General features: G+C 69.9%; 25 protein-coding genes and 2 tRNA genes. 19 read left to right on the top strand and 8 right to left on the bottom strand.

Annotated elements, in window-relative coordinates; all coding sequences use genetic code 11:
- Nucleotides 1–47 precede the first annotated feature (47 nt).
- The 5 genes from AYL44_RS03890 to AYL44_RS03910 all read left to right on the top strand — a co-directional run bounded on the left by AYL44_RS03890 (nt 48) and on the right by AYL44_RS03910 (nt 4,861).
- Complete coding sequence (locus AYL44_RS03890; RefSeq protein ID WP_064001918.1) at nt 48–1,142, top strand: branched-chain amino acid aminotransferase; 1,095 nt, start codon at nt 48–50, stop codon at nt 1,140–1,142.
- A gap of 3 nt (nt 1,143–1,145) precedes the next feature.
- Nucleotides 1,146–1,913 (top strand): fumarylacetoacetate hydrolase family protein, encoded by a 768-nt coding sequence (locus AYL44_RS03895; RefSeq protein WP_064001919.1) that lies wholly within the window; start codon nt 1,146–1,148, stop codon nt 1,911–1,913.
- Nucleotides 1,906–3,141 carry an MFS transporter gene (locus tag AYL44_RS03900; RefSeq protein ID WP_064001920.1) on the top strand — a complete coding sequence of 412 codons (1,236 nt, stop codon included), beginning with the start codon at nt 1,906–1,908 and terminating at the stop codon, nt 3,139–3,141. Before AYL44_RS03895 ends, AYL44_RS03900 begins: the two co-directional genes overlap by 8 nt.
- Nucleotides 3,142–3,183: 42 nt before the next feature.
- Nucleotides 3,184–4,698, top strand: coding sequence for a glutamate--tRNA ligase (gltX, locus tag AYL44_RS03905; RefSeq protein ID WP_064001921.1), 1,515 nt, complete (start codon nt 3,184–3,186; stop codon nt 4,696–4,698).
- Nucleotides 4,699–4,789: 91 nt separating this feature from the next.
- Nucleotides 4,790–4,861, top strand: a tRNA-Gln gene (locus AYL44_RS03910).
- Between the two features lie 106 nt (nt 4,862–4,967).
- Here the strand turns inward: AYL44_RS03910 and AYL44_RS14515 are convergent.
- Nucleotides 4,968–5,627 carry a hypothetical protein gene (locus AYL44_RS14515; protein WP_157532567.1) on the bottom strand — a complete coding sequence of 220 codons (660 nt, stop codon included), beginning with the start codon at nt 5,625–5,627 and terminating at the stop codon, nt 4,968–4,970.
- 157 nt (nt 5,628–5,784) lie between these two features.
- Here AYL44_RS14515 and AYL44_RS03915 point away from each other — a divergent pair, with 157 nt between their 5' ends.
- Nucleotides 5,785–6,006 (top strand): hypothetical protein, encoded by a 222-nt coding sequence (locus AYL44_RS03915; protein ID WP_064001922.1) that lies wholly within the window; start codon nt 5,785–5,787, stop codon nt 6,004–6,006.
- A gap of 24 nt (nt 6,007–6,030) precedes the next feature.
- On the opposite strand, the gene AYL44_RS03920 is transcribed toward AYL44_RS03915, so the two are convergent.
- Both AYL44_RS03920 and AYL44_RS03925 read right to left on the bottom strand, forming a co-directional pair.
- Nucleotides 6,031–6,210, bottom strand: coding sequence for a hypothetical protein (locus tag AYL44_RS03920; protein WP_064001923.1), 180 nt, complete (start codon nt 6,208–6,210; stop codon nt 6,031–6,033).
- Between the two features lie 93 nt (nt 6,211–6,303).
- Nucleotides 6,304–8,316 carry a DUF262 domain-containing protein gene (locus tag AYL44_RS03925; RefSeq protein WP_064001924.1) on the bottom strand — a complete coding sequence of 671 codons (2,013 nt, stop codon included), beginning with the start codon at nt 8,314–8,316 and terminating at the stop codon, nt 6,304–6,306.
- Between the two features lie 122 nt (nt 8,317–8,438).
- Between AYL44_RS03925 and AYL44_RS03930 the strand changes: the two genes are divergently transcribed.
- The 5 genes from AYL44_RS03930 to AYL44_RS03950 all read left to right on the top strand — a co-directional run bounded on the left by AYL44_RS03930 (nt 8,439) and on the right by AYL44_RS03950 (nt 13,432).
- Entirely contained in the window at nt 8,439–9,212 is a 774-nt protein-coding gene (locus tag AYL44_RS03930; RefSeq protein WP_064001925.1) for a hypothetical protein, read from the top strand.
- Between the two features lie 114 nt (nt 9,213–9,326).
- Entirely contained in the window at nt 9,327–10,109 is a 783-nt protein-coding gene (locus tag AYL44_RS03935) for a DeoR/GlpR family DNA-binding transcription regulator (RefSeq protein WP_064001926.1), read from the top strand.
- Nucleotides 10,106–11,086, top strand: a complete 981-nt coding sequence (locus AYL44_RS03940) for a 1-phosphofructokinase family hexose kinase (protein WP_064001927.1) — start codon at nt 10,106–10,108, stop codon at nt 11,084–11,086. Before AYL44_RS03935 ends, AYL44_RS03940 begins: the two co-directional genes overlap by 4 nt.
- Complete coding sequence (locus AYL44_RS03945; RefSeq protein ID WP_064001928.1) at nt 11,079–13,130, top strand: PTS fructose transporter subunit IIABC; 2,052 nt, start codon at nt 11,079–11,081, stop codon at nt 13,128–13,130. Before AYL44_RS03940 ends, AYL44_RS03945 begins: the two co-directional genes overlap by 8 nt.
- A 32-nt stretch (nt 13,131–13,162) precedes the next feature.
- Complete coding sequence (locus AYL44_RS03950) at nt 13,163–13,432, top strand: HPr family phosphocarrier protein (RefSeq protein ID WP_064001929.1); 270 nt, start codon at nt 13,163–13,165, stop codon at nt 13,430–13,432.
- 71 nt (nt 13,433–13,503) lie between these two features.
- Here the strand turns inward: AYL44_RS03950 and AYL44_RS03955 are convergent, their stop codons facing one another.
- The gene (locus AYL44_RS03955; RefSeq protein WP_064001930.1) at nt 13,504–14,142 is read right to left on the bottom strand and encodes an MBL fold metallo-hydrolase; all 639 of its coding nucleotides are present in this window, start codon (nt 14,140–14,142) and stop codon (nt 13,504–13,506) included.
- A gap of 114 nt (nt 14,143–14,256) precedes the next feature.
- On the opposite strand from AYL44_RS03955, the gene AYL44_RS03960 reads away from it, so the two are divergent.
- Nucleotides 14,257–14,332 (top strand) — tRNA-Glu (locus AYL44_RS03960).
- 61 nt (nt 14,333–14,393) lie between these two features.
- Here AYL44_RS03960 and AYL44_RS03965 read toward each other — a convergent pair.
- Both AYL44_RS03965 and AYL44_RS03970 read right to left on the bottom strand, forming a co-directional pair.
- Nucleotides 14,394–15,452 (bottom strand): DUF4349 domain-containing protein, encoded by a 1,059-nt coding sequence (locus AYL44_RS03965; protein WP_064001931.1) that lies wholly within the window; start codon nt 15,450–15,452, stop codon nt 14,394–14,396.
- The gene (locus AYL44_RS03970; RefSeq protein ID WP_064001932.1) at nt 15,449–16,009 is read right to left on the bottom strand and encodes an RNA polymerase sigma factor; all 561 of its coding nucleotides are present in this window, start codon (nt 16,007–16,009) and stop codon (nt 15,449–15,451) included. Before AYL44_RS03970 ends, AYL44_RS03965 begins: the two co-directional genes overlap by 4 nt.
- Nucleotides 16,010–16,113: 104 nt before the next feature.
- Between AYL44_RS03970 and AYL44_RS03975 the strand changes: the two genes are divergently transcribed.
- Nucleotides 16,114–17,199: a TerC family protein gene (locus AYL44_RS03975; protein ID WP_064001933.1), complete on the top strand. Its 1,086-nt coding sequence runs from the start codon at nt 16,114–16,116 to the stop codon at nt 17,197–17,199.
- Between the two features lie 8 nt (nt 17,200–17,207).
- On the opposite strand, the gene AYL44_RS03980 is transcribed toward AYL44_RS03975, so the two are convergent.
- On the bottom strand, nt 17,208–18,518 hold the full coding sequence (locus AYL44_RS03980; protein ID WP_064001934.1) for an LLM class flavin-dependent oxidoreductase: 1,311 nt from the start codon (nt 18,516–18,518) through the stop codon (nt 17,208–17,210).
- Entirely contained in the window at nt 18,515–19,831 is a 1,317-nt protein-coding gene (locus AYL44_RS03985; RefSeq protein WP_064001935.1) for an O-acetylhomoserine aminocarboxypropyltransferase/cysteine synthase family protein, read from the bottom strand. Before AYL44_RS03985 ends, AYL44_RS03980 begins: the two co-directional genes overlap by 4 nt.
- Before the next feature lie 226 nt (nt 19,832–20,057).
- Here AYL44_RS03985 and leuC point away from each other — a divergent pair, with 226 nt between their 5' ends.
- From leuC to AYL44_RS04015, 6 genes are all read left to right on the top strand, one after another.
- Entirely contained in the window at nt 20,058–21,500 is a 1,443-nt protein-coding gene (gene leuC, locus AYL44_RS03990) for a 3-isopropylmalate dehydratase large subunit (RefSeq protein ID WP_064001936.1), read from the top strand.
- Nucleotide 21,501: 1 nt separating this feature from the next.
- Nucleotides 21,502–22,098 (top strand): 3-isopropylmalate dehydratase small subunit, encoded by a 597-nt coding sequence (gene leuD, locus AYL44_RS03995; RefSeq protein ID WP_064001937.1) that lies wholly within the window; start codon nt 21,502–21,504, stop codon nt 22,096–22,098.
- A gap of 65 nt (nt 22,099–22,163) precedes the next feature.
- Entirely contained in the window at nt 22,164–23,528 is a 1,365-nt protein-coding gene (gene murA, locus AYL44_RS04000; RefSeq protein WP_064001938.1) for a UDP-N-acetylglucosamine 1-carboxyvinyltransferase, read from the top strand.
- Nucleotides 23,525–24,295, top strand: coding sequence for a lysophospholipid acyltransferase family protein (locus tag AYL44_RS04005; RefSeq protein WP_064001939.1), 771 nt, complete (start codon nt 23,525–23,527; stop codon nt 24,293–24,295). Before murA ends, AYL44_RS04005 begins: the two co-directional genes overlap by 4 nt.
- The gene (locus AYL44_RS04010; RefSeq protein WP_064001940.1) at nt 24,285–25,427 is read left to right on the top strand and encodes an NAD(P)H-dependent glycerol-3-phosphate dehydrogenase; all 1,143 of its coding nucleotides are present in this window, start codon (nt 24,285–24,287) and stop codon (nt 25,425–25,427) included. Before AYL44_RS04005 ends, AYL44_RS04010 begins: the two co-directional genes overlap by 11 nt.
- Nucleotides 25,333–26,412 (top strand): D-alanine--D-alanine ligase family protein, encoded by a 1,080-nt coding sequence (locus tag AYL44_RS04015; RefSeq protein ID WP_082886083.1) that lies wholly within the window; start codon nt 25,333–25,335, stop codon nt 26,410–26,412. Before AYL44_RS04010 ends, AYL44_RS04015 begins: the two co-directional genes overlap by 95 nt.
- The last annotated feature ends 3 nt before the right edge of the window (nt 26,413–26,415 follow it).

A 26,415-nucleotide genomic window follows, 5' to 3' on the forward strand; every position in this document is an offset into this window, starting at 1 on the left:
TGAGTGGATGCGCGCCGCGCAGACGCCGCGCGAGGAACAGGACTGACATGACCCTCACCGACTCGACCGCAGCCCCCCTCACCTTCGCGGTGACGAAGAACCTGGCTGCCGCTTCGCCGTCCGCCCGCGAGGAGATCCTCGCCAACCCCGGCTTCGGCACGAACTTCACCGACCACATGGTCGACATCTGCTGGTCGTCCAAGGGCGGCTGGCACCGTCCCCGCGTCTCGCCGTACGGCCCGATCTCGCTCTCGCCCGCCGCCGCCGTGCTGCACTACGGCCAGGAGATCTTCGAGGGCATCAAGGCGTACCGTCACGCGGACGGCTCGATCCACACGTTCCGGCCGGAGGAGAACGCGCGGCGCCTGCAGCGCTCCGCACGCCGCATGGCGCTCCCCGAGCTCCCCGTCGAGTACTTCCTGCAGTCGCTGCGCGAGCTCATCGCCGTCGACGGCGACTGGGTCCCCTCGGGCGCCGACCAGAGCCTCTACCTGCGGCCGTTCATGTTCGCGAAGGAGGCGTTCCTCGGTGTGCGCCCGGCCGAGAAGGTCGCCTACTACCTGATCGCGAGCCCCGCGGGTGCCTACTTCAAGGGCGGCGTGACCCCCGTGAAGATCTGGCTGAGCGAGGACTACGCCCGTGCCGGCAAGGGCGGCACGGGTGCGGCCAAGACGGGCGGCAACTACGCCGCGAGCCTCCTGCCGCAGGCCGAGGCGTACGAGAAGGGCTGCGACCAGGTGGTCTTCCTCGACGAGGACGGCAACGTCGAGGAGCTCGGCGGCATGAACGTCGTCTTCGTCATGAAGGACGGCACCCTCGTCACCCCCGAGTCGGGGTCGATCCTCGCGGGCATCACGCGCGACTCGATCCTCCGACTCGCCGAGGACCGCGGGCACCGCGTCGAGCGACGTGCCGTCTCGCTCGCCGGGTGGCGTGAGGGTGTCGCCTCGGGCGAGATCGTCGAGGTCTTCGCGTGCGGCACCGCCGCCGTGGTGACTCCGATCGGCGCGCTCAAGGCCTCGGGCTTCGAGGACGCGCAGCCCACGGGCACGCTCGCCCTCGAACTGCGCCAGCACCTCACCGACATCCAGTACGGGCGTGTCGAGGACGTCCACGGCTGGCTCACCCGGCTGGACGGCTGATCCGTGCGCATCGTCCGTTACAGCCGCAACGAGGCCATCCGCTACGGGATCATCGACGAGAAGGAGGTCGTCGAGCTCGCCGGCGACCCGATGTTCACCGGGTTCGAGACGACGGGCGAGCGGATCCCGCTCGCCGAGATCACGCTCCTCGCGCCCTCGATCCCGCGCTCGAAGATCGTCTGCGTCGGCAAGAACTACCGTGATCACGCCGCCGAGATGGGTGGGGAAGCGCCCACCGAACCGCTGCTGTTCCTCAAGCCCAACACGTCCGTGATCGGCCCCGACGACGCGATCGTGCGGCCGCCGCAGTCGCAGCGCACCGATTACGAGGGCGAGCTCGCCGTCGTCATCGGGCGGGTCGCGAAGAACGTCCCCGCCGACAAGGCGCTCGACTACGTGTTCGGGTACACGATCGGCAACGACATCACGGCGCGCGACCTGCAGCGCTCGGACGGCCAGTGGTCCCGCGCCAAGGGATTCGACACGTTCTGCCCGCTCGGACCGATCATCGAGACCGAGTTCGACCTCGACGGGGGAGCGCGCATCGTGTCGCGCGTGAACGGCGAGGTCCGACAGGACGGTCCGATCTCCGACATGGTGCACTCGGTACCGGAGATCATCGCCTACGCCTCCGCGGCATTCACGCTGCTGCCCGGCGACGTCATCCTGACCGGGACGCCGGCCGGGATCGGCGAGTTCCACGCCGGCGACGTCCTCGAAGTGGAGATCTCGGGCCTCGGCATCCTGCGCAACACGGCGCGGAATGCCTGACGACGGACTGCTCTCCCTCACAGCGACGGATGTCGCGCGCATCCAGCGGCGCACCGTCACCGTCCTCGCGGCAGGGCAGGTCCTCGGCGGTGTCGCGTTCGGCGCGACGGTGTCGCTGGGGGCGCTCCTGGCCGCCGACCTGTCGGGCCAGGAATCGCTGTCGGGGTTCGCGACGGCATCCGTCACCCTCGGCGCCGCGCTCTGCGCGATCCCGCTCGCCCGCCTGGCGGCGGCGCAGGGGCGGCGCCGGGCGCTGACCCTCGGCAACCTGCTCGCCCTCGTGGGGATCGCGGTCGTCATCACGGCCGCCGCGCTCCGCGCCTTCCCCCTGCTCCTGGTCGGCGTGATCCTCATCGGCGCCGGCAACGCCGGCAACCTGCAGTCCCGTTTCGCGGCCACCGACCTCTCGGGACAGGGGCGGCGGGGGCGCGACCTCGGCACGGTCGTGTGGGCGACCACGGTCGGGGGCGTGGTCGGTCCGCTGATGCTCACGCCGGGGGAGGTCGTCGGCGGATGGCTCGGGATGCCGCCCCTCACCGGTTCGTACGCGTTCTCGATCGTCGCGCAGACCCTCGCCCTGACGCTCTACCTGGTGGCGCTGCGCCCTGACCCGCTGAAGGTCGCGCAGCACGTCGCGCGGTCGCGCGACCCCCGGGACATGCGGCTCGACGAGGTGGACCGTCCCGTCGTCGCCCGCTACGCCGTGTTCGCGGTGGCGGGCTCGCACGTGACGATGGCCTCCGTCATGGCGATGACCCCGGTGCACCTCTCCCACCTCGATCCGCGCAACGTGACGACAATCGTCGGCGTCACGATCGCGCTGCACGTCTTCGGAATGTACGGGCTGTCGCCGGTCTTCGGCATCCTGGCCGACCGGTGGGGGCGTCTGCAGACGATCCTCCTGGGGCAGGGCATCCTCGCCGCGTCCCTCGTGACGGCGGCGGTCGCCCCGAACTCGCCCACCGCGGTCCTGATCGCCCTGCTGCTGCTCGGTCTCGGGTGGAGCGCGGCGACCGTGGGCGGCGCGGCGCTGTTGACCGAGGCGACGCCGACCGAGCTGCGTCCCCGCAGGCAGGGGCGCAGCGACACGGCGATGACGCTGTCGGCGGCGATAGGATCGGTGCTCGCGGGCGGCATCCTGAGCCTCATCGGCTACGGAGGGCTCGCCCTCGTCGCCCTCGCGGTGGTCGTCGCGATCACCGTCCTCTCGCCCTACGCGCGGCGCTGAGGGCGCGGGGCGGGAGCGGCGCCGGTCGTAGACTTGACGGCGATGTCCACTGCACCACACCCCCTCACCACGACCGCCTCCGGCTCCGACGTCCGCGTCCGGTTCTGCCCCTCGCCGACGGGGCTCCCGCACGTCGGGATGGTCCGCACCGCCCTGTTCAACTGGGCGTACGCGCGGCACACCGGCGGCAAGATGATCTTCCGCGTCGAGGACACGGATGCCGCTCGCGACAGCGAGGAGAGCTATCGCCAGCTCGTTGATGCCCTGACCTGGCTCGAGATCGACTGGGACGAGGGCGTCGAGAAGGGCGGCCCGCACGAGCCATACCGGCAGTCGCAGCGCCACGACATCTACCGCGAGGTGCTCGACAAGCTGATCGCGACCGGTGCCGTGTACGAGTCGTACTCGACCGCCGAGGAGATCGACGCCCGCAACGAAGCCAACGGCCGCGCCAAGCAGCTCGGCTACGACAACTTCGACCGCACGCTGACGGACGAGCAGAAGGCCGCTTTCCGCGCGGAGGGCCGCGAGCCCGCCTGGCGACTGCGCGTGCCGGACGAGGACGTGACCTACGTCGACCTCATCCGCGGCGAGGTCACCTTCCCGGCCGGGTCGTTCCCCGACTTCGTCGTCGTGCGCGCCGGCGGCGTGCCGCTCTACACGTTCACCAACCCCGTCGACGACGCCCTGATGGGGATCACCCATGTGCTCCGCGGCGAGGACCTCATGCCCTCGACCGCCCGTCAGCTCGCCCTCTACGGCGCGCTCATCGACGCCGGGGTGACGACCTTCGTGCCGCGCTTCGCGCACATGCCGCTCGTGCTGGGTGAGGAGGGCACGAAGAAGCTCTCCAAGCGCGACCCGAAGGCCGACCTCTTCCTGCAGCGCGAGAAGGGTTTCATCCACGAGGGGCTCCTGAACTACCTCGCCCTCCTCGGCTGGTCGATCGCGCCGGACCGCGACGTCTTCTCGCGCCAGGAGCTCATCGAGGCGTTCGACATCGTGAACGTGAACCCCAACCCCGCCCGCTTCGACCAGAAGAAGGCCGAGTCGATCAACGGCGACCACATCCGGATGCTGGAGCCCGCCGACTTCGCGTCGCGCCTGGTCCCGCACCTGGTCGGCGCCGGCGTCGTCAGCACGCCTCCCACCGACGCGCAGCGCGAGCTGCTCGCGAAGGCGGCCCCGCTCGTCCAGGAGCGGATGCAGATGCTCGGCGACGCTCCGGGGCTGCTCGGATTCCTCTTCCGCGACGTGGAGGCGTACGACGAGGACGCGGTGAAGGGACTGCCCGCGAACACCGCCGAGGTGCTCGCCGCCTCTATCGACGCGCTGCAGGCGGTGCCGGAGGACGCCTTCACCGCCGAGGCGATCCAGGCGGCACTGGCGGCATCCCTCATCGACGGGTTGGGTCTGAAACCCCGCGTCGCCTACGGACCCGCGCGCGTCGCACTGAGCGGTCGGCGCGTCTCGCCGCCGCTGTTCGAGTCGATGGAGCTGCTGGGCAAGTCCGTCACGCTCGACCGACTCGACCGCCTGCGCGCCGAGCGCAGCTGAGACGCGACGCGCTCGGGATACGCGTCCGGTTTGGCCGGGGCCGTACCGTGGGCTAAGCTTGATCCTCGGTACGACTCCGGTTGAAACCCGGTGGGGTATGGTGTAATTGGCAACACGGCTGATTCTGGTTCAGTTGTTCTTGGTTCGAGTCCAGGTACCCCAGCAAGACGAAAAACCCCCGCTCCGGCGGGGGTTTTTGCGTTTCCTGCGAGACCTGCGCCGCTCTTCTCTTTTCGGATGATCGCGAGCGGGGTGTTACCGACTGGTGCCTAGACAGTGACGCAGATGTCTCCAGCGTCGATCTTCACGTTATCTCCGGTGCTGCCCACCCTCGCTGTAACCAAGGTGCCGACGGCAACGCACGTCTTGACGCTTGTCGACGTGCGGCCGCTGACTACCTTCTTCACGGTCCCAACACTGTTTGAGTTCGCCTGGGTGAACACGCTCGCTGGGCCACTGAGTTCCATCGATCGGTTTATAGCTTGGCGATTCCCGCATTCCGGCGTCCACGAGATACCGACAGAGAGCGGGTAGCCCGCGGAGTATGAGACCGAGCCGCCACAGGCGTAATAGGAGAATGTCTGCGTCAGTTTGGCGCTACTCAGGTTTGCTCCGGCGCTCGTCGAACACGAAGACGTAGTCGAAAGGACCATCTTTGGAGCATGAATTGTCGGGTTGGTAAGTGACTGGTAGTCGTTCCCGAGGTAGTCCGTAGACCTGACGTACTGAACCTTCATTGTTCCCGTCACTTTCACCTTCAGGCATCGTTTGACCGCGGAAGAGTAGTACTGGCCGGTCTTAGTGAAATTGACGGTTTTGGTTGATTTCTCCACGATCGTGGGGCTCGCAGCTGTCGCGGGGCTCGGGCTCAGTAGTAGGCCGACGACAAGAACCCCGGCGGCTGCGATCGACATGATGGATTTCTTCATACTTCCCCCTTGTATGTGCACAGAGTGCGCCGTTTCGAGCAGGGTACCGAGCAACCGGCTCGTACCGCTAGGGATCACTGCCGAGCGGTTACGGGGTCGCGGTCCCGTGAAGCCAAGCGTGGTGTCGGGATACCTTGTGGAGGCGCACAATGGACGCATGGGACTCTTCGTGCAGCGACCCGAGGAACCGTCGGAATGGGGCGGACTCCCGTCCGAGCCGCTGGAGCCGACGAACCCGATCGACCGGCTCGGCGAAGGACCGGCCCTCGGCGGATGGGCGCCGGATCTCCTGTCCGAGGCGCCCGCGACGGCGACCTGGATCGACATCCCGGTCGGCTCCGCCGTGCCCGAGGGCGACGGCGGAGCCGACGGCGACTGATCTCACCGCATCAGGACGACGGGCTCACTCGAGGCCCATGCAGACCCACTGCTGCATGCGCCAGAGGATGTTGTACAGGTTCCAGGGTTCCTCGTCGACAGGTCGCCAGGGGCGCCCGACGTGCGCGGTCCATTCAGGGAGACGGCAGCAGACACGGTGTCCGAAGAGCCGGAACAGCAGCCTGCACAGGGATGAACGCACCATGGATGCGAGCCTTTCTCTCGATCGCCGCCCCGGGTCGGGGCTGACGTTGGCTCGCACGCATGGCCCCAACCTATCGCGCCATGGCGATGCGGATCAGCGCATCGCGTCGCCGATGTAGGAGTACTTGACGAAGACCTCCGAGGCCCACCCGGCCTCCTCGAGCACGCCCTGCACGGCGGTCAGCATGTACTTCGAATCCCAACCAAGGTAGAGGTACCGCCCCTCGTCGAGGGTGTCCCACTGACCGTTCCACGCCATCGCCGGGTAGACGGGTCCGCCCTGGCGGGCGCTGTAGTCGACGACACTCTGCCGCGAGTCGGCCCAGAGCCTCGCGAACACGCGGTTGAACAGGTAGCGGACGTCCCGCACGTCCCAGTGCTCGCCGCGGTACTCGACGTAGTCGAACTCGCGCTGCCAGCCGCGGGGCCAGCCGCGCCGCTTCTTGGCGTCGAGGATCGGCGTGAGGTTGTCGTCGTCGATCCCCACCACGGCGGGGCGGCGCCACGCGTCCATGAAGCGCGCGGTCAGCTGCTCGGTGCGTTCGGCGATCCGAGCCGTCGTCCAGGTCTCGGCATCCGCGATCCGACGCGTGAACTCGAGGCCGCTCGACGCGTAGGCACTCCGCTTCGCGGGGAAGGGGGCGTCGAACACCCGATCGGCGGCGTCCTCCTCGAGGAGCGTCAGGTTGCCGAGCGTGTTCACGAGGGCGCGGTGCGCGTTCTGCTCGTCGTCGCTGAGGTCGGCCCAGCGCCGAATGCCGTCGCCGGTCCACTCGTCGGAGGGCGCCGCGGGGAGGACGTGCTCGAGGACGACGTCCGCGTCGTCGTCGACCCCCGCCAGGCGCGCGAGGACGAAACCCGCGTGGGGGAGTTCGCCGTAGCGCAGACCCACCCGGGTCCGCTCGTCCGAGGGCGTGATGCGGGCGATGGCGAGCACGAGCGCCTCCATCCCCTCATCCGCCGCGCGACAGAAGCGCGCGACCAGCCGGTCGACGGACAGGCCGACGACGGTCCGACGCAGCAGCAGGGACTCCACGTGCGTCAGGGCGAGCGACAGATCGGATGCCGAGAGCTCACCGTGCAGGTGGTCGCGGTACAGCCGCATCGCGAGGGGATACATGCCGCGGCCCAGCGTGTTGATCGCGGCGAAATGGCGGGCGATGCCGGCATCCGTCGCCGAGGCCGGTTCGAGCAGGAGCCGGTAGATCTCCGACAGCTCACGCCACTCCTGAGCGCGGGCACGGAGCGTCGCTCGATCCAAGCGCGGGAACTCGTGGCGGAACGCGTCGTAGACACCGCGCTCGCCCTCGACCAGCACCTCGCGCCCCGTCAGCATGACGAGGTAGTCCCGCCAGAAGGCACCGATCTGCTCGCCCGTGTTCGCCTCGATCGCGAGCCAGTACTCGTTCTCGATCTCGCTCTGCTCGGCGTGCGTGAGGCCCATCAGCACGTAGTTGTGGATCAGCTCGTGGTCGCGCAGCGGTTCGCCCGTCGAGTTGAGGCTCTCGAAGATCTGCTGCGCGTTCGCCTGCCCGCCGAGGGTGATCGACACGTGTTCCAGCTTGCGCAGGCCGCGCCAGATGTCGGCGGCCTCGTCGGGCCGGATCTGGCTCCGGAAGAACGCGTAGTTGTCATCGAAGCGCGACACGCGGTCGGTGTCGGCGGGGGAGCGGCGGTCGAGCACGACGCTCTCGAAGACGTCCGCCCAGGCGCGGTGGGGGCGCAGCTTCGTCCGCGCCGGCTCGCCGTGACGCACCAACACCGCCTCGAGCTCGGCGGCGAGGTCCGGATCGTCGTCGCGGAGGGTGTGGTGGAGCGCCGCGACCAGCAGCATCAGCGTCGTGACACGCTGCTGCCCGTCGATGAGGACGAGGTGGGCGTCGTCCTCCGCCGACGTGCTGGCGGTCGAGAGGATGGAGCCGATGAAGTGCGTGTGACCGTCTTCACCGGCGGCTGCGGCGCGGATGTCGCCGAGGAGCTGCTCGCACCCGCCGATGTCCCAGCGGTACTGCCGCTGATAGACCGGCACGACGATCGTGGTGTCCGAGGCGGAGAGCCAATCGATCGTGTTGACGGCGGTCGCATCGACGTTCGTGACGCTGCTCATGTTCCTCGAATCGCTCCTCGAATTTCCCGGTCGAGTCTACTGACGCTCCCGGAACGCCTAGGTAGGCTTGCCTAAGTCGGGCCTGTAAAAACTTCGCTCGTCCGACAGAAAGGTTGATCCGCATGGGTTACATCAAGAGTGCGCTGCTCGAGGAGACCGGCTACGCCGTCCTCGACATGTACGGCAAGCACATCGATCCGAAGGAATGGCTCGACGTCGAGTACGTCGACTGGAAGTCGTCGGGGGACACCCGCTTCGCCCCGCTCGCCTCGGCCAAGGGCGAAATCGAGTGCAACGGCTTCTGGAACCACCAGCCGCCGCGCACCGACAAGGACGGCGTCTGGATCCCCTCGCAGACCGAGAAGGCGCCCACGCTCACCGAGCGCGCGCTCGAGCCGGGCTCGAACGTCGGACGCTGCCGCATCATCGAGCTGCAGCCGAACACTTACGCCGACGCGCTCTACAACCTGCACCAGGACGACAACAACCGGCTGAACCCCGACGGCACCGGCTGGGTCGTCCGCAGCTTCTTCAACCTCACCGACGACAAGGACAGCTTCTTCGTCCTGCGTGACAACCGCACCGACCCGAGCGGCGAGACCCGCATCGCCCTGCCCGCCGGCGCGCAGCTCGTCATCGACACGCAGCGTCTGTGGCACGCCGCCTACCACCCCGGCGACGCCCCGCGGTACTGCCTCATCACGTCGTGGGAGTCCGGCCCCGAGCTCGACGCCTACATGGAGAAGTACAACGGCGTGAACAAGGTCGAGAGCGTTCCGCTCGACCAGGAGACCATCGACGCCGCGCAGGCCGAGCAGGAGCGGCGCATCGCCGCCCGCGCCGCCGCTCTCGCGGCTCGCGGTCAGCGCGAGGTCCTCGCGATGAGCGAGGCCTGACCCGCCTCCCCTGACGACGCCCCCGGTCCTCGGCCCGGGGGCGTCGTCGCGTGAGCGGTTCTTGTTTCGTGTTGTTTTGTGTTGTAACGTGTGGTCTTGTTCGAGGAGGACCACATGTACGCAACGGAGCGCCAGCGGCAGATCGAGCAGCTGATCGCCACGGACGGGCGCGTCGCCGTTCTCGACCTCGCTGACCGCTTCGGGGTCACCACCGAGACGGTCCGTCGCGATCTCGCCGCCCTCGAGCGTGTCGGCCTCGTCCGCCGCGTCCACGGCGGCGCCGTCCACCGGACTCGCGCGAGCACCGCCGAGGTCTCGGTCGCCGAGCGGGCGGGACAGCGCAGCGGCGCGAAGCAGACCATCGCCCGTGCCGCCGTCGACCTGCTCGGCGCCGAGCTCGACGGCGCCCTCTACCTCGACGCCGGCACGACGACCGGCGCCATCGCCCAGCTCCTCGCGACCGGGCCGCACCCCGCCGGTGACCTCGAGGTCGTCACGCACTCCATGTCCGTCGCCCACATCCTCGCCGGCGCCCCCGCCGTGGGACTGACGGCGATCGGCGGGCGCGTGCGGGGCCTCACCGCAGCCGCCGTCGGAGCGCAGACGGTGGAGGCGATCGGCCGGCTGCGACCCGACATCGCCTTCATCGGCACGAACGGCGTCTCCGCCGCCTTCGGCCTCAGCACGCCGGATCCCGACGAGGCGGCCGTCAAGCGCGCCATCGTCGCGTCGGCCCGCCGCATCGTGGTCGTCGCCGACGGCGACAAGTTCGACGCGGAGCTGCTCGTCTCGTTCGCGTCGCTGACGGATGTCGACGTCCTCCTGACCGACACGGCCCCGACGGGAGCCCTCGCCGCCGCACTCCGCGACGCCGACGTGGAGGTGCAGGTCGCGTGATCGTCACCCTCACCACCAACCCGTCGCTCGATCGGACGATCTCCCTCGCCGCGCCACTGCAGGTGGGCGAGGTGCAGAGCGCGCTCGGCGTCCGCGAGGATGCGGGCGGCAAGGGGATCAACGTCGCGCGGGTGGTCGCCGCGGCATCCCGTCCCACCCTCGCCGTCCTGCCGCTCGATCCCCGCGATCCGTTCGCGGGCGCCCTGGCGGCCACCGGCATCCCGACGCGGACCGTCGCCCACGACGGCGCCACCCGCGCGAACATCACGATCGCCGACCACGCCGGGACCACGACGAAGCTGAACCTGCCGGGCGCCGCGTTCACGGAAGAGGATGCCGCGGCCCTGACCGCCGCGGTCGTCGCCGCGTCGGAGGCCGCGTCGTGGCTGGTGCTCGCCGGATCGCTCGCGCCGGGCCTGCCCGTGGACTACTACGTGAGCGTGATCGAGGCGGTCCGTGCGGCCTGGGGACCCTCCGCTCCGCGCATCGCGGTCGACACCTCGGGGCCCGCCCTGGCCGCCGTCGTCGCCGCCGGGCGCCCCGACCTGATCAAGCCCAACGACGAGGAACTCGCCGAACTCACCGGTCGCGGCCTCGACGCGGAGCTCGAGCTCCCCGACGCGGTCGCGCGGATCGCGCGCGGGCTGGTCCCGGCATCCGTCGCCGCCGCCCTCGTGACGCTCGGGGGCGACGGAGCCGTCCTCGTCACCGCCGACGGCGCGTGGCACGGCACACCGCCCCCGACGCGCGTGCGCAGCACGGTGGGGGCCGGCGACAGCTCGCTCGCCGGCTACCTGCTCGCCGAGACGACCGGTGCCGTACCGGAGGAGCGCCTGCGCTCCGGCATCCGCTACGGATCCGCGGCTGCGTCGCTTCCGGGCACCCAACCTCCCACCCCCCACGACCTGTCGACCGGCGCAGTGCCGGTGCGACTCCTCTCGCAGGACAACCCGACCACTGGAGGTCACCGTGACTGAGATCATCACCGCGGAACTCGTCAGTATCGACGAGCCGCTCGGCGCCGACAAGCGCGCCGTCATCGACGCCCTCGCCCAGCGCGTCGCGGCGCAGGGGAGGGCCACCGACGGCGCCCGCCTGGCCGACGACGCCTGGGCGCGCGAGGAGAAGGACGAGACCGGCCTGCCCGGCGGCATCGCCATCCCGCACGCGAAGAGCGCCGCCGTGACGCAGGCCTCGCTGGCCTTCGCGCGGCTGAACCCCGGCGTCGACTTCGGTGCCGAGGACGGCGGCGCCGACCTCGTCTTCCTCATCGCCGCTCCCGACACCGCCGCCGAGGAGCACCTCGCCGTGCTCTCCAAGCTCGCCCGCAGCCTCATGCGCGACGACTTCACGGCGGGCCTGCGCGCCGCATCGACGGCCGACGAGGTCGTCGCCATCGTCCGCGACGCCATCTCGGACGTGCCCGCCGCCGAGGCCCCCGCCTCGCGCGCCGAGGCACCGGCCGCCGCCGCCTCCGCCGACGACGCGCTCCTGATCGACGGCCGCCCCGCGCGTATCGTCGCGGTCACGGCGTGCGCCACCGGCATCGCCCACACCTTCATGGCCGCCGACGCGCTGACGGCGACGGGGCAGAAGGACGGCGTCGCCCTCACGGTCGAGCCGCAGGGATCGAGCGGCTACAAGGCCATCGACCAGCGCATCATCGACGAGGCCGACGCCGTCATCTTCGCCGTCGACGTCGACGTCCGCGAGCAGGCGCGCTTCGCCGGCAAGCCGGTCGTCCGGGCCGGGGTCAAGCGCGGGATCGAGCAGCCCGCCCAGATGGTCCGTGAAGCCGTCGCCGCGGCGAAGAATCCGAACGCGCCGCGCGTTCCCGCAGCCTCCGGTGCCGCGGTGGCGAGCGAAGCCACGCCGACCTCGCTCGGCGGCGCGATCCGCCGTGCCCTGCTCACCGGGGTGAGCTACATGATCCCGTTCGTGGCCGGCGGCGGTCTGCTGATCGCGCTTGGTTTCGCTCTCGCCGGGTACAAGATCGCGAACACCGCAGACGGGAACACTGTCAACAACGCGATCTTCACGCTGCAGAACTTCACCCTGTGGAACCTGCCGCCCGAAGGTCTCGTCTACTACCTCGGTGCGGCGGCATTCCAGATCGGTCAGCTGTCCTTCGGCTTCCTCGTGCCGGCGCTGGCCGGCTACATCGCGTACGGGCTCGCGGACCGCCCGGGCATCGCCCCCGGTTTCGTCGCCGGTGCCGCGGCCACCTTCATGGGTGCGGGCTTCATCGGCGCCATCGTCGGCGGCCTGCTCGCCGGTCTCGCGGCGTGGTGGCTCAACCGCCTGTCGGTCCCGCGCTGGCTGCGCGGCCTCATGCCGGTCGTCATCATCCCGCTGCTCGGCTCGATCTTCGCGTCGGGGCTGCTGCTGTTCATGTTCGGCGGCCCGATCGCCGCGCTCACGAAGCTCCTCAACGACTGGTTGTCCGGACTCTCGGGCGCCGGTGTGATCCTGCTCGGCGTCATCCTCGGGCTCATGATGTGCTTCGACCTCGGCGGGCCGCTCAACAAGGTCGCGTACGGCTTCGCCACGGCGAACCTCGCGCAGGGCATCGCCGGAGACGAGCGCTACCTGCAGATCATGGCCGCCGTCATGGCGGCCGGAATGGTCCCGCCCCTCGCCATGGCGCTCGCCTCGACCGTCCTCGGGCGCAAGCTCTTCACGGCTCCCGAGCGTGAGAACGGCAAGGCGGCGTGGCTGCTCGGCGCCGCGTTCATCTCGGAGGGTGCCATCCCGTTCGCCGCGGCCGACGTCTTCCGCGTCATCCCCTCGGCGATGCTCGGTGGCGCGGTGACCGGCGCGCTGTCGATGTTCTTCGGAATCACTTCGCGCGCTCCGCACGGCGGTGTCTTCGTCTTCTTCGCCATCGACAACTTCTGGCTGTGGCTGCTGTCGATCGCTGTCGGCACCGTCGTGAGCGCCGTCTCGGTCGTTCTGCTCAAGCGCTACGTGCGCCGTCGCCCCATCGAGGCCGACGTGCCCGCCGTCGCCGTCACGGCATAGTCTCGTCATACCGACTCAAGGAGGAACCCCAGATGGCCGAACGGACCGCAACCGTCGCGAGCAGCTCCGGACTGCACGCCCGCCCCGCAAAGCTCTTCGTGCAGGCGGTCAAGGAGACGGGTGTGCCCGTCACGATCGCCGTTCCCGGTGGCCCCGACCAGAACGCCGGCAGCATCCTGACCCTCATGGGTCTCGGTGCGACGCAGGGCACGGTCGTCACGCTCAAGGCCGAGGGCGAGGGCGCCGAGGAGGCGCTCGACAAGCTCGTCGCCTTCATCGAGACGGATCACGACGCCGAGTGAGGCTCGACCCCCACGAACGACGGATGCCGCGGAGCGAGAGCCCCGCGGCATCCGTCGTTTCCGTGGTCGGGTCAGAGGTCGGTCGATTCTCCCGGCTCGAGTTCGAGGAACTCGCCGCCGTTCTGCTCCGTCGCCCACTTGAGCCGGTCGCGGTGCATCGCGAGCCCCGCCCGGGAGAGCGTCATGTCGTGCGTACCGAAGGCGCGGCGCGGCTTCACGGCGAGCACGTAGTCGATCGCCTCCCCGATCTTCAGCCACGGGGCGCCGACGGGGGCGGCCAGCAGTCCGACCTCGATCCCCTCGGGAACCGCGTAGGAGTCCCCGGGGTAGTAGAACTCGTCGTTGACGAGCACACCGAGGTTGTCGATGACGGGGATCGACTCGTGGATCACGCTGTGGGTGCCGCCGAAGAAGCGGAGTCGGAACGGTCCGATCTCCACCTCGTCGCCGACCTTCACCTCGGTGACGTCGTAATCGGATGCCGCGGCCACGACACCGGCCGGGCCGAGGATCGGCACACCGGGCGCCTGGGAGCGGACGGCGTCGAGTTGTGCCGGGGTCCAGTGGTCCGGGTGCTCGTGGGTCAGGACTACCGCGACGAGGTCGTTCAGATCGTCGAGGGGGAGGGTGAACGAACCCGGGTCGATGAGGAGGGTCTTGCCCTCACTGTCGAGGCGGATGCAGGCATGTTCGTGCTTCGTGACGCGCATCGTCCCAGTCAACTCAGCAGGGCGGGCTGTGGCAAGGGCGGCCCGATTTTGCACCGCTGTGAACGTCATGCATAATTGAACGGTTGCCTCCTCAGGGAGGGAACGGAAAAGTACGGCCCCATCGTATAGCGGCCTAGTACGCCGCCCTCTCACGGCGGTAACGCGGGTTCGAATCCCGCTGGGGTCACCAGGCAGACGACACCCCCGACCACCAGGTCGGGGGTGTCGTCGTTTCGGCGCGTCGCGGGGTCTCAGGCCTCCGGCGATCCATTCCGCACCCGTGCTCGGCGTCGTGCCCGGCGCACCACCTGGACGATGGCCAGGACGATGCCGGCGACGACGAGCCAGGGGAGCAGGAATCCCAGACCGAGGACGATCCCGTTCACGGTCGCGACGAGCGCGTTCCATCCGGTCGCGAAACCGTCGCCGAAACCCTGCGGGTCGGCGGCGACGACCTCACCCGGCTCGGTCACCGTGATCGTGGCGCTCGAGAGGGCGACATCGTCGGCCAGCGCGTCGGACTGCGCGCGGAGCGAGTCGAGCTCCGCCTGACGCTGCGAGAGCGCCTCCTCGGCGGTCAGCAGGTCCTCCGTGGTCGCGGCATCCGAGATCAGCGACTCCAAGCGGTCGACGGAGGTCTGCAGCGCCGAGATCCGTGCGCGGAGGTCGGTCGACTGGGCGGTGACGTCCTCCCGCGAGATCTCCGACGATCGGACCTCGCCCACGTCGTCGAGATCGGCGAGGAAGTCGCTCAGTGTGTCCGCCGGCACGCGCACCGTGATCCAGGTGCCGTCCCCAAAGGAGGTCGCGACGTCGCCCGACGACTCCGCGGGCGGCGCAGCCGAGACGTTCATCGACTCGACGTAGCCGCCGGCCGCATCGGCGCGGTCACCGATCTCCCCGACCGCGGAGGCCGGGTCGGCGGCTTCCAGGACGGTCGAACTGGTCGCGACGACCTCGCGCCCGGTGGCCGCGGTCGAGCCGTTCTCCTCCGCGACACCGCCCCCGTCACCCCCGAGGTCCCCGTTAGCTTCGGGGGCCATGGCGCCGCCGGCACCCTCGTCGTACAGCTCCACGGACCCACCGGCGCTGCTGCTCGCCCCCGTGCCGCTCAGAGCGGGTCCGACGAATCCGGCGACCAGGATCACCGCGGCCGCGGCGCCCGTGTATCCCCAGGCACGTCGCCGCCGGCGCTGCGACTGCTTCGTCGAGCGCGAGACCTCGGCGCGGATGTCGGCGAACAGCGCGGCCTCGATGTCGTCCTGCCGCTCGGGTGTGAGCTCGGGGAGCTCGAGGTCGGGCCCGGTCATGATCCCTCCGATCCGACGACGGCGCGCAACTTCGTGCGCACCCGCGAGAGGCGGTTGCGGACGACTGCGTGCGAGATCCCGAGCTCCGCCGCGGCGGCGGCGTACGCGTAGCCCTCCGTCGCGCACAACCGGAAGATCTGCTGGTCGAGAGGGGAGAGGGTCCCGAGCTCCGCCATCACACGTTCGGCCAGGTCCCCGCCGATCACCTGATCCTCGACGTCAACGGTGGCCGGGAGCGTCTCCTCGACCGCCCCGGCGGTGTGCAGCCGGTCGCGGCGCTGCCGCCGCATCCGGTTGGCGCTCTGGAACCGGCAGATCGTGACGAGCCACGGCAGCAGCGATTCGCTCACGAGATCGAGCGTCGGCAGTCGCCGCCACGCGACCAGGAAGGTCTCCTGCATGACATCCTCCGCATCGGCCGTGTTCCCGAGGAGCCCGTGGGCGAGCCAGTACACCGGCCTCGCGTAGGCGCGGTACAGCTCGCGGAAGGCCTGCTGATCGCCACCCGCGGCGGCGGCCACCAGGTCCGCGTCACGCCTCGCGAGCGGGTCGGCCATGGCATCCTCGTTCGTTCTGTCGATGGGGGAGTGTCGCGTCACGGGGGATCGTCTCAGGCACCTCAAAAGGTACTCTGGGGGACGCCCCCGCATGAAAGGCCCTCATGGAGCTCCCCCTCTGGTTCGAGGTCGGCTCGCTGGTCGTGCTGACGCTCATCCTCGTCGCCGACCTGCTGCTGATCATCAAGCGTCCGCACGTCCCCTCGACGAAGGAGTCGACGCTCTGGGTCGTCTTCTACGTGGCCCTCGCGCTCGTGTTCGCGCTGATCATGCTCGTCGTGACGGACGTCGACTACGCCGGCCAATTCGTCGCCGGCTGGCTGACGGAGTACAGCCTGTCGATCGACAACCTGTTCGTGTTCGTCCTCATCATGAGCCAGTTCTCCGTGCCGCGAGCGGCGCAGCAGAAGGTGCTGATGGTGGGAATCATCATCGCGCTCGTCCTGCGCGGCATCTTCATCCTCCTCGGTGCCGCGATCATCGAGCAGTTCAGCTGGGTCTTCTACCTCTTCGGGCTCTTCCTCATCTACACGGCCTGGAAGCAAGCCTTCTCGAGTGAGGACGACGAGGACGAGGAGAAGAAGGAGAGCTTCGTCGTCCGCCTGCTCCGCCGTCGCATGTCGATCAGCGAGGAGTACGACGGCGCGAAGGTGCGCACCGTCATCGACGGCAAGAAGGTCTTCACGCCGATGATCATCGTGTTCGCCGCCCTCGGCATGACCGACCTGCTCTTCGCGATCGACTCGATCCCCGCGATCTTCGGTATCACCCAGAGCGCCTTCATCGTGTTCACCGCGAACATCTTCGCTCTGATGGGCCTGCGGCAGCTCTACTTCCTTCTCGGCGGTCTGCTCGACCGACTGAAGTACCTCCACTTCGGCATCGCGTTCATCCTCGCCTTCATCGGCGTCAAGCTCGTCCTGCACGCGATGCACGAGAACGAGCTGCCGTTCATCAACGGCGGCGAGCACATCGAGTGGGCGCCCGAGATCTCCACGTGGGTGTCGCTCGGGGTGATCGTGGCCTCGATGGTCGTCGCGACCGTCGCCAGTCTCGTCGCTGCGCGTCGGGAGGGGCTGCGCGAGCCCGTTCCGGCGACGGGACCGACGCCCGTCGGCCACGCCGAGGACGTCGCCGCCGAGCAGGGCACACCCTCGACCGTCGACCCCCGCCCGTCGCGGGAGGACTGAGGGGCGCCTCAGAACGGTCGCAGGTTCGCCCGGAGGGTCGGTTCGTACTCCCGGCGCAGGATGCCGCGGCGTCGCAGGATCGGGACGAGTTCGTCGAGCGTGCGGTGCACGGTCACGGGATGCATGTCGCCCCAGAGCAGCACGCCGTCGTTGCCCCACGTGCCGTACTCCTCGATGCGGTCGGCGAGCTCGTCGGCGGTCCCGACCCAGCCGGAGCCGTCGCTCAGGCGGCCGAGGCGTGCGTGTGCCGCGAGGATCCGTCGGAGGGGTGCGTCGTCGTCGTGGTCGCCCACGAGTCGGCGGATGCTGCCGTGCGAGACGTGATCCCCGAAGATCCCCCGGTCCAGCGGCCGGTCGAGGTCCAGGGCCGTCAGGTCCGTCTCGAGGTCGCTCGACTGCCGTTCCGCGATCCGTCGGAGCGTCGCATCGTCCGGTGCGAGCGAGGCGGCGACGATCCGGTCCGCCTCCTCGGCGGAGGAGACCACGATCGGCTGGATGGCGAAGAGGATCGTGATGTCCTCGGCCAGCCGACCCGCCGCCACCGCGGCGTCGTGGATGCGGCTGCGGTAGCTGCGGACGGAGTCCTCGGTCATCGGCGCGAGAGCGAGCTGCACGTCGGAGTTCGCCCCGGCGAAGCCGAGGCCCCGCGGTGAGCCGCCCGGAGAGACGATGACGGGTTCCCCGTCGGTGAAGGGGATCGCGTTGAGGGGGCCGTCGAACGCGTAGTACTCACCGCGGTGGATCGTGGGTTCGAGCCGAGTCCCGTCCGCGTACCGACCGGCGGCGGGATCGGCGATGAGCGCTCCGTCGGGCCAGCTCCGCCAGAGCGCCCGTACCGCCGACATCCACTCCTCGGCGCGGTCGTACGCGGCGTCGTGACCGAGCTGCGGAGAGGTCGAGAAGTGGCGGGCGCTCCCGGTGTCGGTGACGACGTTGAGTCCGAGCCGGTGCCCACTGAGGTGCTGCAGCGTCGCGAACTGCCGGGCCGCCGTGTACGGGAGGGTTGCGGCGGGGTTCACCGTGGGCACGATCCCGATGCGTTCGGTCGCCGCGAACAGGTAGGGAGCCAGCAGCAGAGGGTCGAGCTTCGGACCGCCGAAGGCTTGGCGCACCCGCAGGTCGATCGTCTCGGCCGAACCCAGCGACGGCGCGTCCTCGATGATGAGCAGCTCGAACCCCGCCTGCTCGAGGGTCCGGACGGCGTCCTGGTACAGCGCGGGGGAGGTCCAGTCGTACCCCCAGTCGAGGTACGGGTGGCCCCATCCGTGCGGGCCGAAGCCGCGCGCGAGGAACCACCCGAAGTGCTGCGGGCGGCTCATGCGAGCACCGCCGCATCGTCCCGGACGGCGGATGAAGCCGCCGCGAGCGCCTGGTTCAGATCGGCCAGCAGGTCGTCGAGGTCCTCGATGCCGATGGACAGCCGCAGCGTGCCGGGGTGGACGCCCAGGGCCGCGCGCTCGGCGGGGGAGCGCCGGGCGTGACTGGTCGTCGCCGGATGCAGCACGAGCGAGCGGACGTCGCCGAGGTGCGTCATGTGGGTGATCACCGAGACCGCTTCGACGAACGCCCGCGCAGCCGGTAGCCCGCCGCGGAGCGTGACGGTGAAGACCGAGCCGTACCCGCCGCGGAGGGAGTTCTGCGCGAGGTCGTGGGTGGGGTGCGAGGCGAGCCCGGCGTAGTCGACCGACGCCACCTCGGGGCGGTCGGCAAGCCACCCGGCGACGGCGAGCGCGTTCTCCGATTGGCGCTGCACGCGGAGGCTGAGCGTCTCGATGCCCTGACCGATGAGGAATGCGGTCAAGGGGGAGGGCGTCGGCCCGTACCGCGGTGCGACGCTCTCCCGCAGGTGGGCGATGCGCGCGCGCCCGCCGTAGCGCTCCCAGACGCTCGGCGTGCCCGCGCCGCTGTCGACGAGGTGCGGGAAGAGGTGGCCGGAACGGGATGCGTCGAACCGTCCGTCGTCGACGATCACGCCGCCGAGCACGGCGCCCTGCCCGGCGAGGAACTTGCTCGCCGAGTGGACGACGATCGCGGCGCCGTGTTCGAGGGGACGCAGCAGATACGGCGTCGCGAACGTGTTGTCGACGATGAGGGGGATGCCGGCGGCGTCGCCGATCGCGGCGACCGCCGCGATGTCCAGGACGTCGTTGCGTGCGTTGGCGATCGACTCGCCGAGGAGCACGCGCGTCTTCGGGCGGATCGCGCGGCGCCAGGCATCCGGGTCGTGGATGTCATCGACGAAGGTCGTCTCGATCCCGAGTCGGGCCAGGTTGTCGACGAGCAGGCCGCGGGTGCCCTGGTAGATGTGCGTCGAGCTGACGATGTGCGATCCGGCGCTGACGAGCCCGAGCAACGCGACGGCGAGGGCGGCCTGTCCCGACGCGAGGAGGACCGCCTCGGCACCTCCCTCGAGCGACGCGAGCTTGCGCTCGACGGCGTCGACGGTGGGGTTGCCGGTGCGGGTGTACCCGTACCCGTCGCCGGCATCGAAGTGGGCGGCGGCGTCGTCGAACGAGTCGAAGGTGAAGCCTGCCGTGAGGTGGATCGGCAGGGCGCGCGGGGTCGCCGGCGCGGCATCCGTCCCCACGTGGACCTGTCGCGTCGTGAACCCTCCGGTGGTCCGCTCCGTCATCGTCGTCTCCCGTCCCTCAGGGCACACAGCGTGCCACGGGGCGGCGCGCGAGCCCCGATCGTGAGACGCGGTGTTACGCCGCCGGCTCGTCTCGCCCCGTCCGGGCCGGTGGTAGTCTGGCGCGGTGCGGACCGCTCGACTCCTTATCGGCCGCGACGAGACCTCGCTCTGAGCCCCCTCTCGTCGCGGAGGCTGTCGCGGGCGCCATCCGACATCAGGAGACACCATGAGCACGATTCCCGACCGTCCGCGGACCCTCGCCGAGAAGGTGTGGGACGACCACCTCGTCGTGAAGGGTGAGGACGGCAGTCCCGACCTCATCTACATCGACCTCCACCTCGTCCACGAGGTGACCAGCCCGCAGGCCTTCGACGGTCTCCGCGCCGAAGGTCGCCCGGTGCGCCGCCTCGACCTCACGATCGCGACCGAGGACCACAACACCCCGACGCTCGAGATCGACAAGCCGATCGCCGATCTCACGAGCCGCACCCAGATCGAGACCCTGCGCCGCAACGCCGAGGAGTTCGGGGTGCGTCTGCACTCCCTGGGCGACAAGGAGCAGGGGATCGTCCACGTCGTCGGCCCGCAGCTGGGACTGACGATGCCGGGCATCACCGTCGTGTGCGGCGACTCGCACACCTCGACGCACGGTGCGTTCGGCGCCATGGCGTTCGGCATCGGCACGAGCGAGGTCGAGCACGTCCTGGCGACCCAGACCCTGCCGCTGAAGCCCTTCAAGACGATGGCCATCACCGTCGAGGGCACCCTCAAGCCGGGGGTCAGCGCGAAGGACATCATCCTGGCGATCATCGCCAAGATCGGGGCCAACGGCGGGCAGGGGTACGTCCTCGAGTTCCGCGGCTCCGCCATCCGTTCGCTCTCGATGGAGGGCCGGATGACGATGTGCAACATGTCCATCGAGGCCGGCGCCCGCGCGGGGATGATCGCGCCCGACGAGACGACGTTCGCCTACGTCAAGGACAAGCCGCACGCACCGCAGGGCGCGGACTGGGACGAGGCGGTCGCCTATTGGCGCACGCTCCCCTCCGACGAGGGTGCCGTGTACGACGCCGAGGTCTTCCTCGACGCCGACGAACTCGAGCCCTTCGTGACGTGGGGCACCAACCCCGGTCAGGGGGTCAACCTGAACGGCGTGGTCCCCGACCCCGCCGAGATGAGCGACCCGAACGAGCGCGCCGCCGCCGAGCGCGCCCTCGAGTACATGGACCTGACCCCGGGGACCCCGCTGAAGGACGTGCAGGTGGATGCCGTCTTCATGGGCTCGTGCACGAACAGCCGCATCGAGGATCTCCGCCAGTTCGCGTCGATCGTCCGGGGCCGGACCAAGGCGGACGGGGTCCGCGTCATGGTGGTGCCCGGCTCGGCGCGCGTCCGGCTGGAGGCCGAGGCGGAGGGGCTCGACAAGGTCTTCACCGACTTCGGCGCCGAGTGGCGTTTCGCCGGATGCTCGATGTGCCTCGGGATGAACCCCGACCAGCTCGCCCCGGGGGAGCGGTGCGCCTCGACGAGCAACCGCAACTTCGAGGGACGCCAGGGCAAGGGCGGTCGCACGCACCTCGTGTCGCCCCAGGTCGCCGCCGCGACCGCCGTGCTCGGCCGCCTCGCGAGCCCGAGCGATCTCGACGCACTCGCACTGACGGAGGCCTGACATGGAGAAGTTCATCCGCCACACCGGTGTCGGCGTCCCGCTGAAGCGATCCGCGGTCGACACCGACCAGATCATCCCGGCCGTCTACCTGAAGCGCGTCACCAAGACCGGCTTCGACGACGCCCTGTTCGCCAACTGGCGGCAGGACCCCTCGTTCATCCTCAATCAGGACGCGTACCGGAACGGCTCCGTTCTCGTCGCCGGACCCGACTTCGGCACAGGGTCGAGCCGTGAGCACGCTGTGTGGGCCCTCCGCGACTACGGCTTCCGGGTGGTGCTGAGCACCAAGTTCGCCGACATCTTCCGCGGCAACGCCGGCAAGCAGGGACTCGTCACTGGTGTGGTCACCGAGGAGGTGCTCGAGGCGATCTGGGCGGCCCTCGAGGCGGAGCCGGGGCGCGAGGTGACCGTCGACCTCGAGACACGCACGGTGCAGGTCGGCGACGTCCAGGCCTCGTTCGACATCGACGATTACACTAGGTGGCGGCTTCTCGAAGGGCTCGACGACATCGGGCTCACCCTGCGCAGCGAAGACAAGATCGCGCAGTTCGAGGCGCGCCGCGAGGCGTGGCGGCCGCGGACGCTCCCCGTCCGCTGATCGGCCCGCGCCCCGCACAACGGGGCCGACCACGCTTCCTCGACACCAGTAATGAGGTCCCACCGATGAACACACTTCTCAGCGACTCCGCGTCGACTCCCGCCAGCGGCGGCAGCACCGGTCAGACGCTCCGGATCCGCGGCGGTCGACCGCTGCGCGGCCGCGTCGAGGTGAAGGGGGCGAAGAACCTCGCCACGAAGGCGATGGTCGCCGCCCTCCTGGGCGAGACGGCGAGCATCCTCCGGGACGTGCCGGACATCAGCGACGTCCACGTCGTCCGCTCACTCCTCGAGGTCCACGGCGTCCGGGTCGAGGACCTCGAAGACGGTGTGATCCGCCTCGACCCGAGCGGTGCCGTCTCGGCGCACATGGAGGAGATCGACGCGCACGCGGGGGCCTCCCGCATCCCGATCCTGTTCTGCGGTCCGCTGCTGCACCTCCTCGGCCAGGCCTTCATCCCCGACCTGGGCGGATGCCGCATCGGCGACCGTCCGATCGACTTCCACCTCGACGCCCTCCGCTCGTTCGGTGCCATCGTCGACAAGCTGCCCAGCGGCATCCGCCTGTCGGCTCCCGACGGCCTGCACGGCGCGAACATCGAGCTGCCCTACCCGAGCGTCGGCGCGACCGAGCAGGTGCTCCTGACCGCGGTCCGCGCCAAGGGCACGACGGAGCTGCGCAACGCCGCCATCGAGCCCGAGATCATGGACCTGATCGCCGTCCTCCAGAAGATGGGCGCGATCATCTCCTACGAGCCCAACCGGGTCATCTTCATCGAGGGCGTCGAGTCGCTGCGCGGGTACGACCACCGCAGCATCTTCGACCGGAACGAGGCGGCGTCCTGGGCGGCGGCCGCCCTCGCGACCGACGGCGACATCTTCGTCGGCGGAGCCAAGCAGCAGGAGATGCTGACGTTCCTCAACGTCTTCCGCAAGGTGGGCGGCGACTTCGACATCGCCGAGGACGGCATCCGCTTCCGTCGCGGCGGCCCGCTGAAGCCCGTCATGGTCGAGACCGACGTGCACCCCGGCTTCATGACCGACTGGCAGCAGCCCCTGATCGTGGCGCTCACACAGGCCGAGGGCGAGTCCGTCGTCCACGAGACGGTGTACGAGAACCGTCTCGGCTTCACCCGTGCCCTCGTCCAGATGGGCGCCGACATCGTGGTGCACCCCGACGGCATCGCGAGCTCCGACCGCCGCGTGCCGCGTCGGGCGCTCGAGCAGGCGGCTGTCATCAACGGCCCGACCCCGCTGCACGGCGCCGACGTCGTCGTGCCCGACCTCCGTGGCGGGTACTCCTACGTCATCGCCGCCCTGGCGGCCGAGGGCGAGTCGACCGTGCGCAACATCGGGATCATCCGTCGCGGCTACGAGAAGTTCCTCGAGAAGCTGACCGATCTCGGCGCCGACTTCGACGTCACGGAGTGAGCGCGGTGGCTCCTCGTCGCCGCGCCTCCCCGGAGAAGACCCGCCCGAGCGTCTTCTGGCCGGCGGCGATGATCGTCGTACCCGCGACCGGTTGGTTCGCGAAGATCGAGATCGAGGGCGGCGAACACCTTCCCCGCGAGGGCTCCTACATCCTCGCGCCCAACCACTACAGCGAGTTCGACCCGGTAATCATCGCGGTCGCCACCTGGCGGCTCGGCCGTGCCCCGCGCTTCATGGCCAAGGAGAGCCTGTTCCACGTGCCCGTTCTCGGGTGGCTGCTGCGGGCGACGGGGATGGTGCCGGTGGCCCGGGCATCCACCTCCGCTGCGGCGAAGCAGACCCTCGCGCAGTCGAACGCCCTCGTGGCGGCGCAGCGCGGTGTCATCGTCTACCCGGAGGGGTCGCTCACACGTGACCCCGACATGTGGCCGATGCGCGGCAAGACCGGCGCCGTCCGGCTCGCGCTGTCCGCACCCGAACCGCTGCCGGTCATCCCCGTGGCGACGTGGGGCGTGCAGGAGATCCTGCCGCGGTACGGCCGTCTGCGCCTGTGGCCGCCGCGTCGCCGCGTCCGCGTCCTGCTGGGCCCGCCCGTCGACCTGTCCGCCTTCACCGACACCACGCCGGCGACGCTCACCGCGGCGACGGATGCCGTCATGCGCGACATCTCCGTCCTGCTGGGACGCCTGCGCGGCGTCCAGCCTCCCGCCGAGCGGTGGAACCCGGCGCAGCACGGCCAGAAGGAGACGGGACGCCTTGACTCCTAGGGAAGCGTCGCGCCGCGAGGCACCGGCGCCCCGCGTCGCCGTGCTCGGATCCGGAAGCTGGGGGACGACCTTCGGCAAAGTGCTCGCCGACGGCGGCGCGGACGTCGTCATGTGGGCCCGCCGCGCCGAACTCGCCCACGAGATCCGCGAGGGCAAGCGCAACTCGCAGTACCTGCCCGGCATCAACCTGCCGCGCGGGCTGTCGGCCACCCACCACCTCGCCGAGGCGCTCGACGGTGCGACGCAGGTCTACATCGCGATCTCGAGCCAGGCGCTCCGGCAGAACCTGAAGGCCGTCCGCCCTCTGCTCGCGACGAACGATGCACCGATCGTGTCGCTCATGAAGGGCGTGGAGAAGAAGACCGGGCTCCGGATGAGCCAGGTGCTCGAGCAGGAGCTCCACTGCGACCCGGCGCGCATCGCCGTGGCATCCGGACCCAACCTCGCCCTCGAGATCGCGCGCGAACAACCGACGGCAGCCGTCATCTCCTCGTCGAGCCAGGAGACCGCCGAAGCCGTCGCCCGCATCTCGCGCAACCGCTACTTCCGCACCTTCGTGAACACCGACGTCATCGGGACCGAGTTCGGCGGGGTGCTGAAGAACCTCATCGCCGTCGCCATCGGCATCGTCGACGGGGTCGGCTACGGCGAGAACACCAAGGCGTCGATCATCACGCGCGGTCTCGTCGAGATGACCGACTTCGCCGTCGCGCAGGGCGCGCAGCCCGAGACCCTGCAGGGCCTCGCCGGTCTCGGCGACCTCATCGCGACGTGCCAGTCCCCGCTGAGCCGCAACAACACGGCGGGCCGGCTGCTCGGCCAGGGGTACAGCTTCACCGAGGTCGTCAAGCACATGGACCAGACGGCCGAGGGGCTCGCGTCGGTGGCACCGGTGCTGCAGCTGGCCCGCGAGGCCGGCGTCCACATGCCCATCGTCGAGCAGGTCAAGATGGTCCTCGACGGCACGATGAATCCGCGCGACATCGCACCGCATCTCACGACGGATGACGACGAGCCCACCGAGGAGAGGACTCAGAATGGTTCAGGCGGCAGTGGTTCTGCTCTTCGGCGGGCGTTCCAGCGAGCACTCGATCAGTTCCGCCACGGCGGGAGGCGTCCTCCGCGCGATTGACCGCGAGCGCTACCGGGTCATCCCGGTCGGGATCACCCGCGAGGGTGCGTACGTCCTCGAGGACGACGACCCCGACAAGTTCGCGCTGAACGCCGATCGGCTGCCGGAGGTCGTCGACAACGGCACCCGCATCGTGTGGCCGGAGTCGACCGTCGAGCGGGAGCTCTCGGTCCGTCGCCCCGACGGGACCGTCGAGTCCCTGGGCGACATCGACGTCGTCTTCCCGATCCTGCACGGCCGCTTCGGCGAGGACGGCACGGTGCAGGGGTTCCTCGAGCTCCTCGACCTGCCGTACGTCGGCGCGGGCCTGCTGATGTCCGCCATCGGCATGGACAAGCACACCACCAAGAGCATCCTGCAGGCGGCCGGGGTCCCCGTCGTCCCGTGGGTCACGGTGACGCGGGCGGGACTCGAGCGCGACGGCGACCTCTGGCGTCGCCGCATCCGCGGCCTCGGACTGCCGGTGTTCGTCAAGCCGGCGCGTGCGGGATCGAGTGTCGGGGTGTCCAAGGTCTCCGACTGGGACGAATTGGATGCCGCGCTCGAGACCGCCTTCGCGGAGGACTCGAGTGTGCTCGTCGAGCAGGCCGTCACCGGCCGCGAGATCGAGTGCGGCGTGCTGCAGGGGCGCGACGGCGGCGATCCGCGCGTGAGCGTCGCCGGCGAGATCGTCGTCAGCGGGCGGGACTTCTACGACTTCGAGGCGAAGTACCTCGGCGCCCCCGGCATCGACCTCGTCTGCCCCGCCGAGCTCCACGACGGCGAACTCCGCGAGATGCAGCGAATCGCCGCCCGCGCATTCGAGGCGGTCGGCGGGCAGGGGCTGTCGCGGGTCGACTTCTTCTACACCGGCACCGAGTTCTTCGTGAACGAGGTGAACACGATGCCGGGGTTCACGCCGATCTCGATGTTCCCGACCTGCTGGATCGAGAGCGGACTGAGCTATCCCGAGCTCATCACCGAGCTGATCGAACTGGCGCGCTGATCC

The sequence above is a fragment of the Microbacterium oleivorans genome (assembly GCF_001644225.1).
Lineage (GTDB): Bacteria > Actinomycetota > Actinomycetes > Actinomycetales > Microbacteriaceae > Microbacterium > Microbacterium gawkjiense.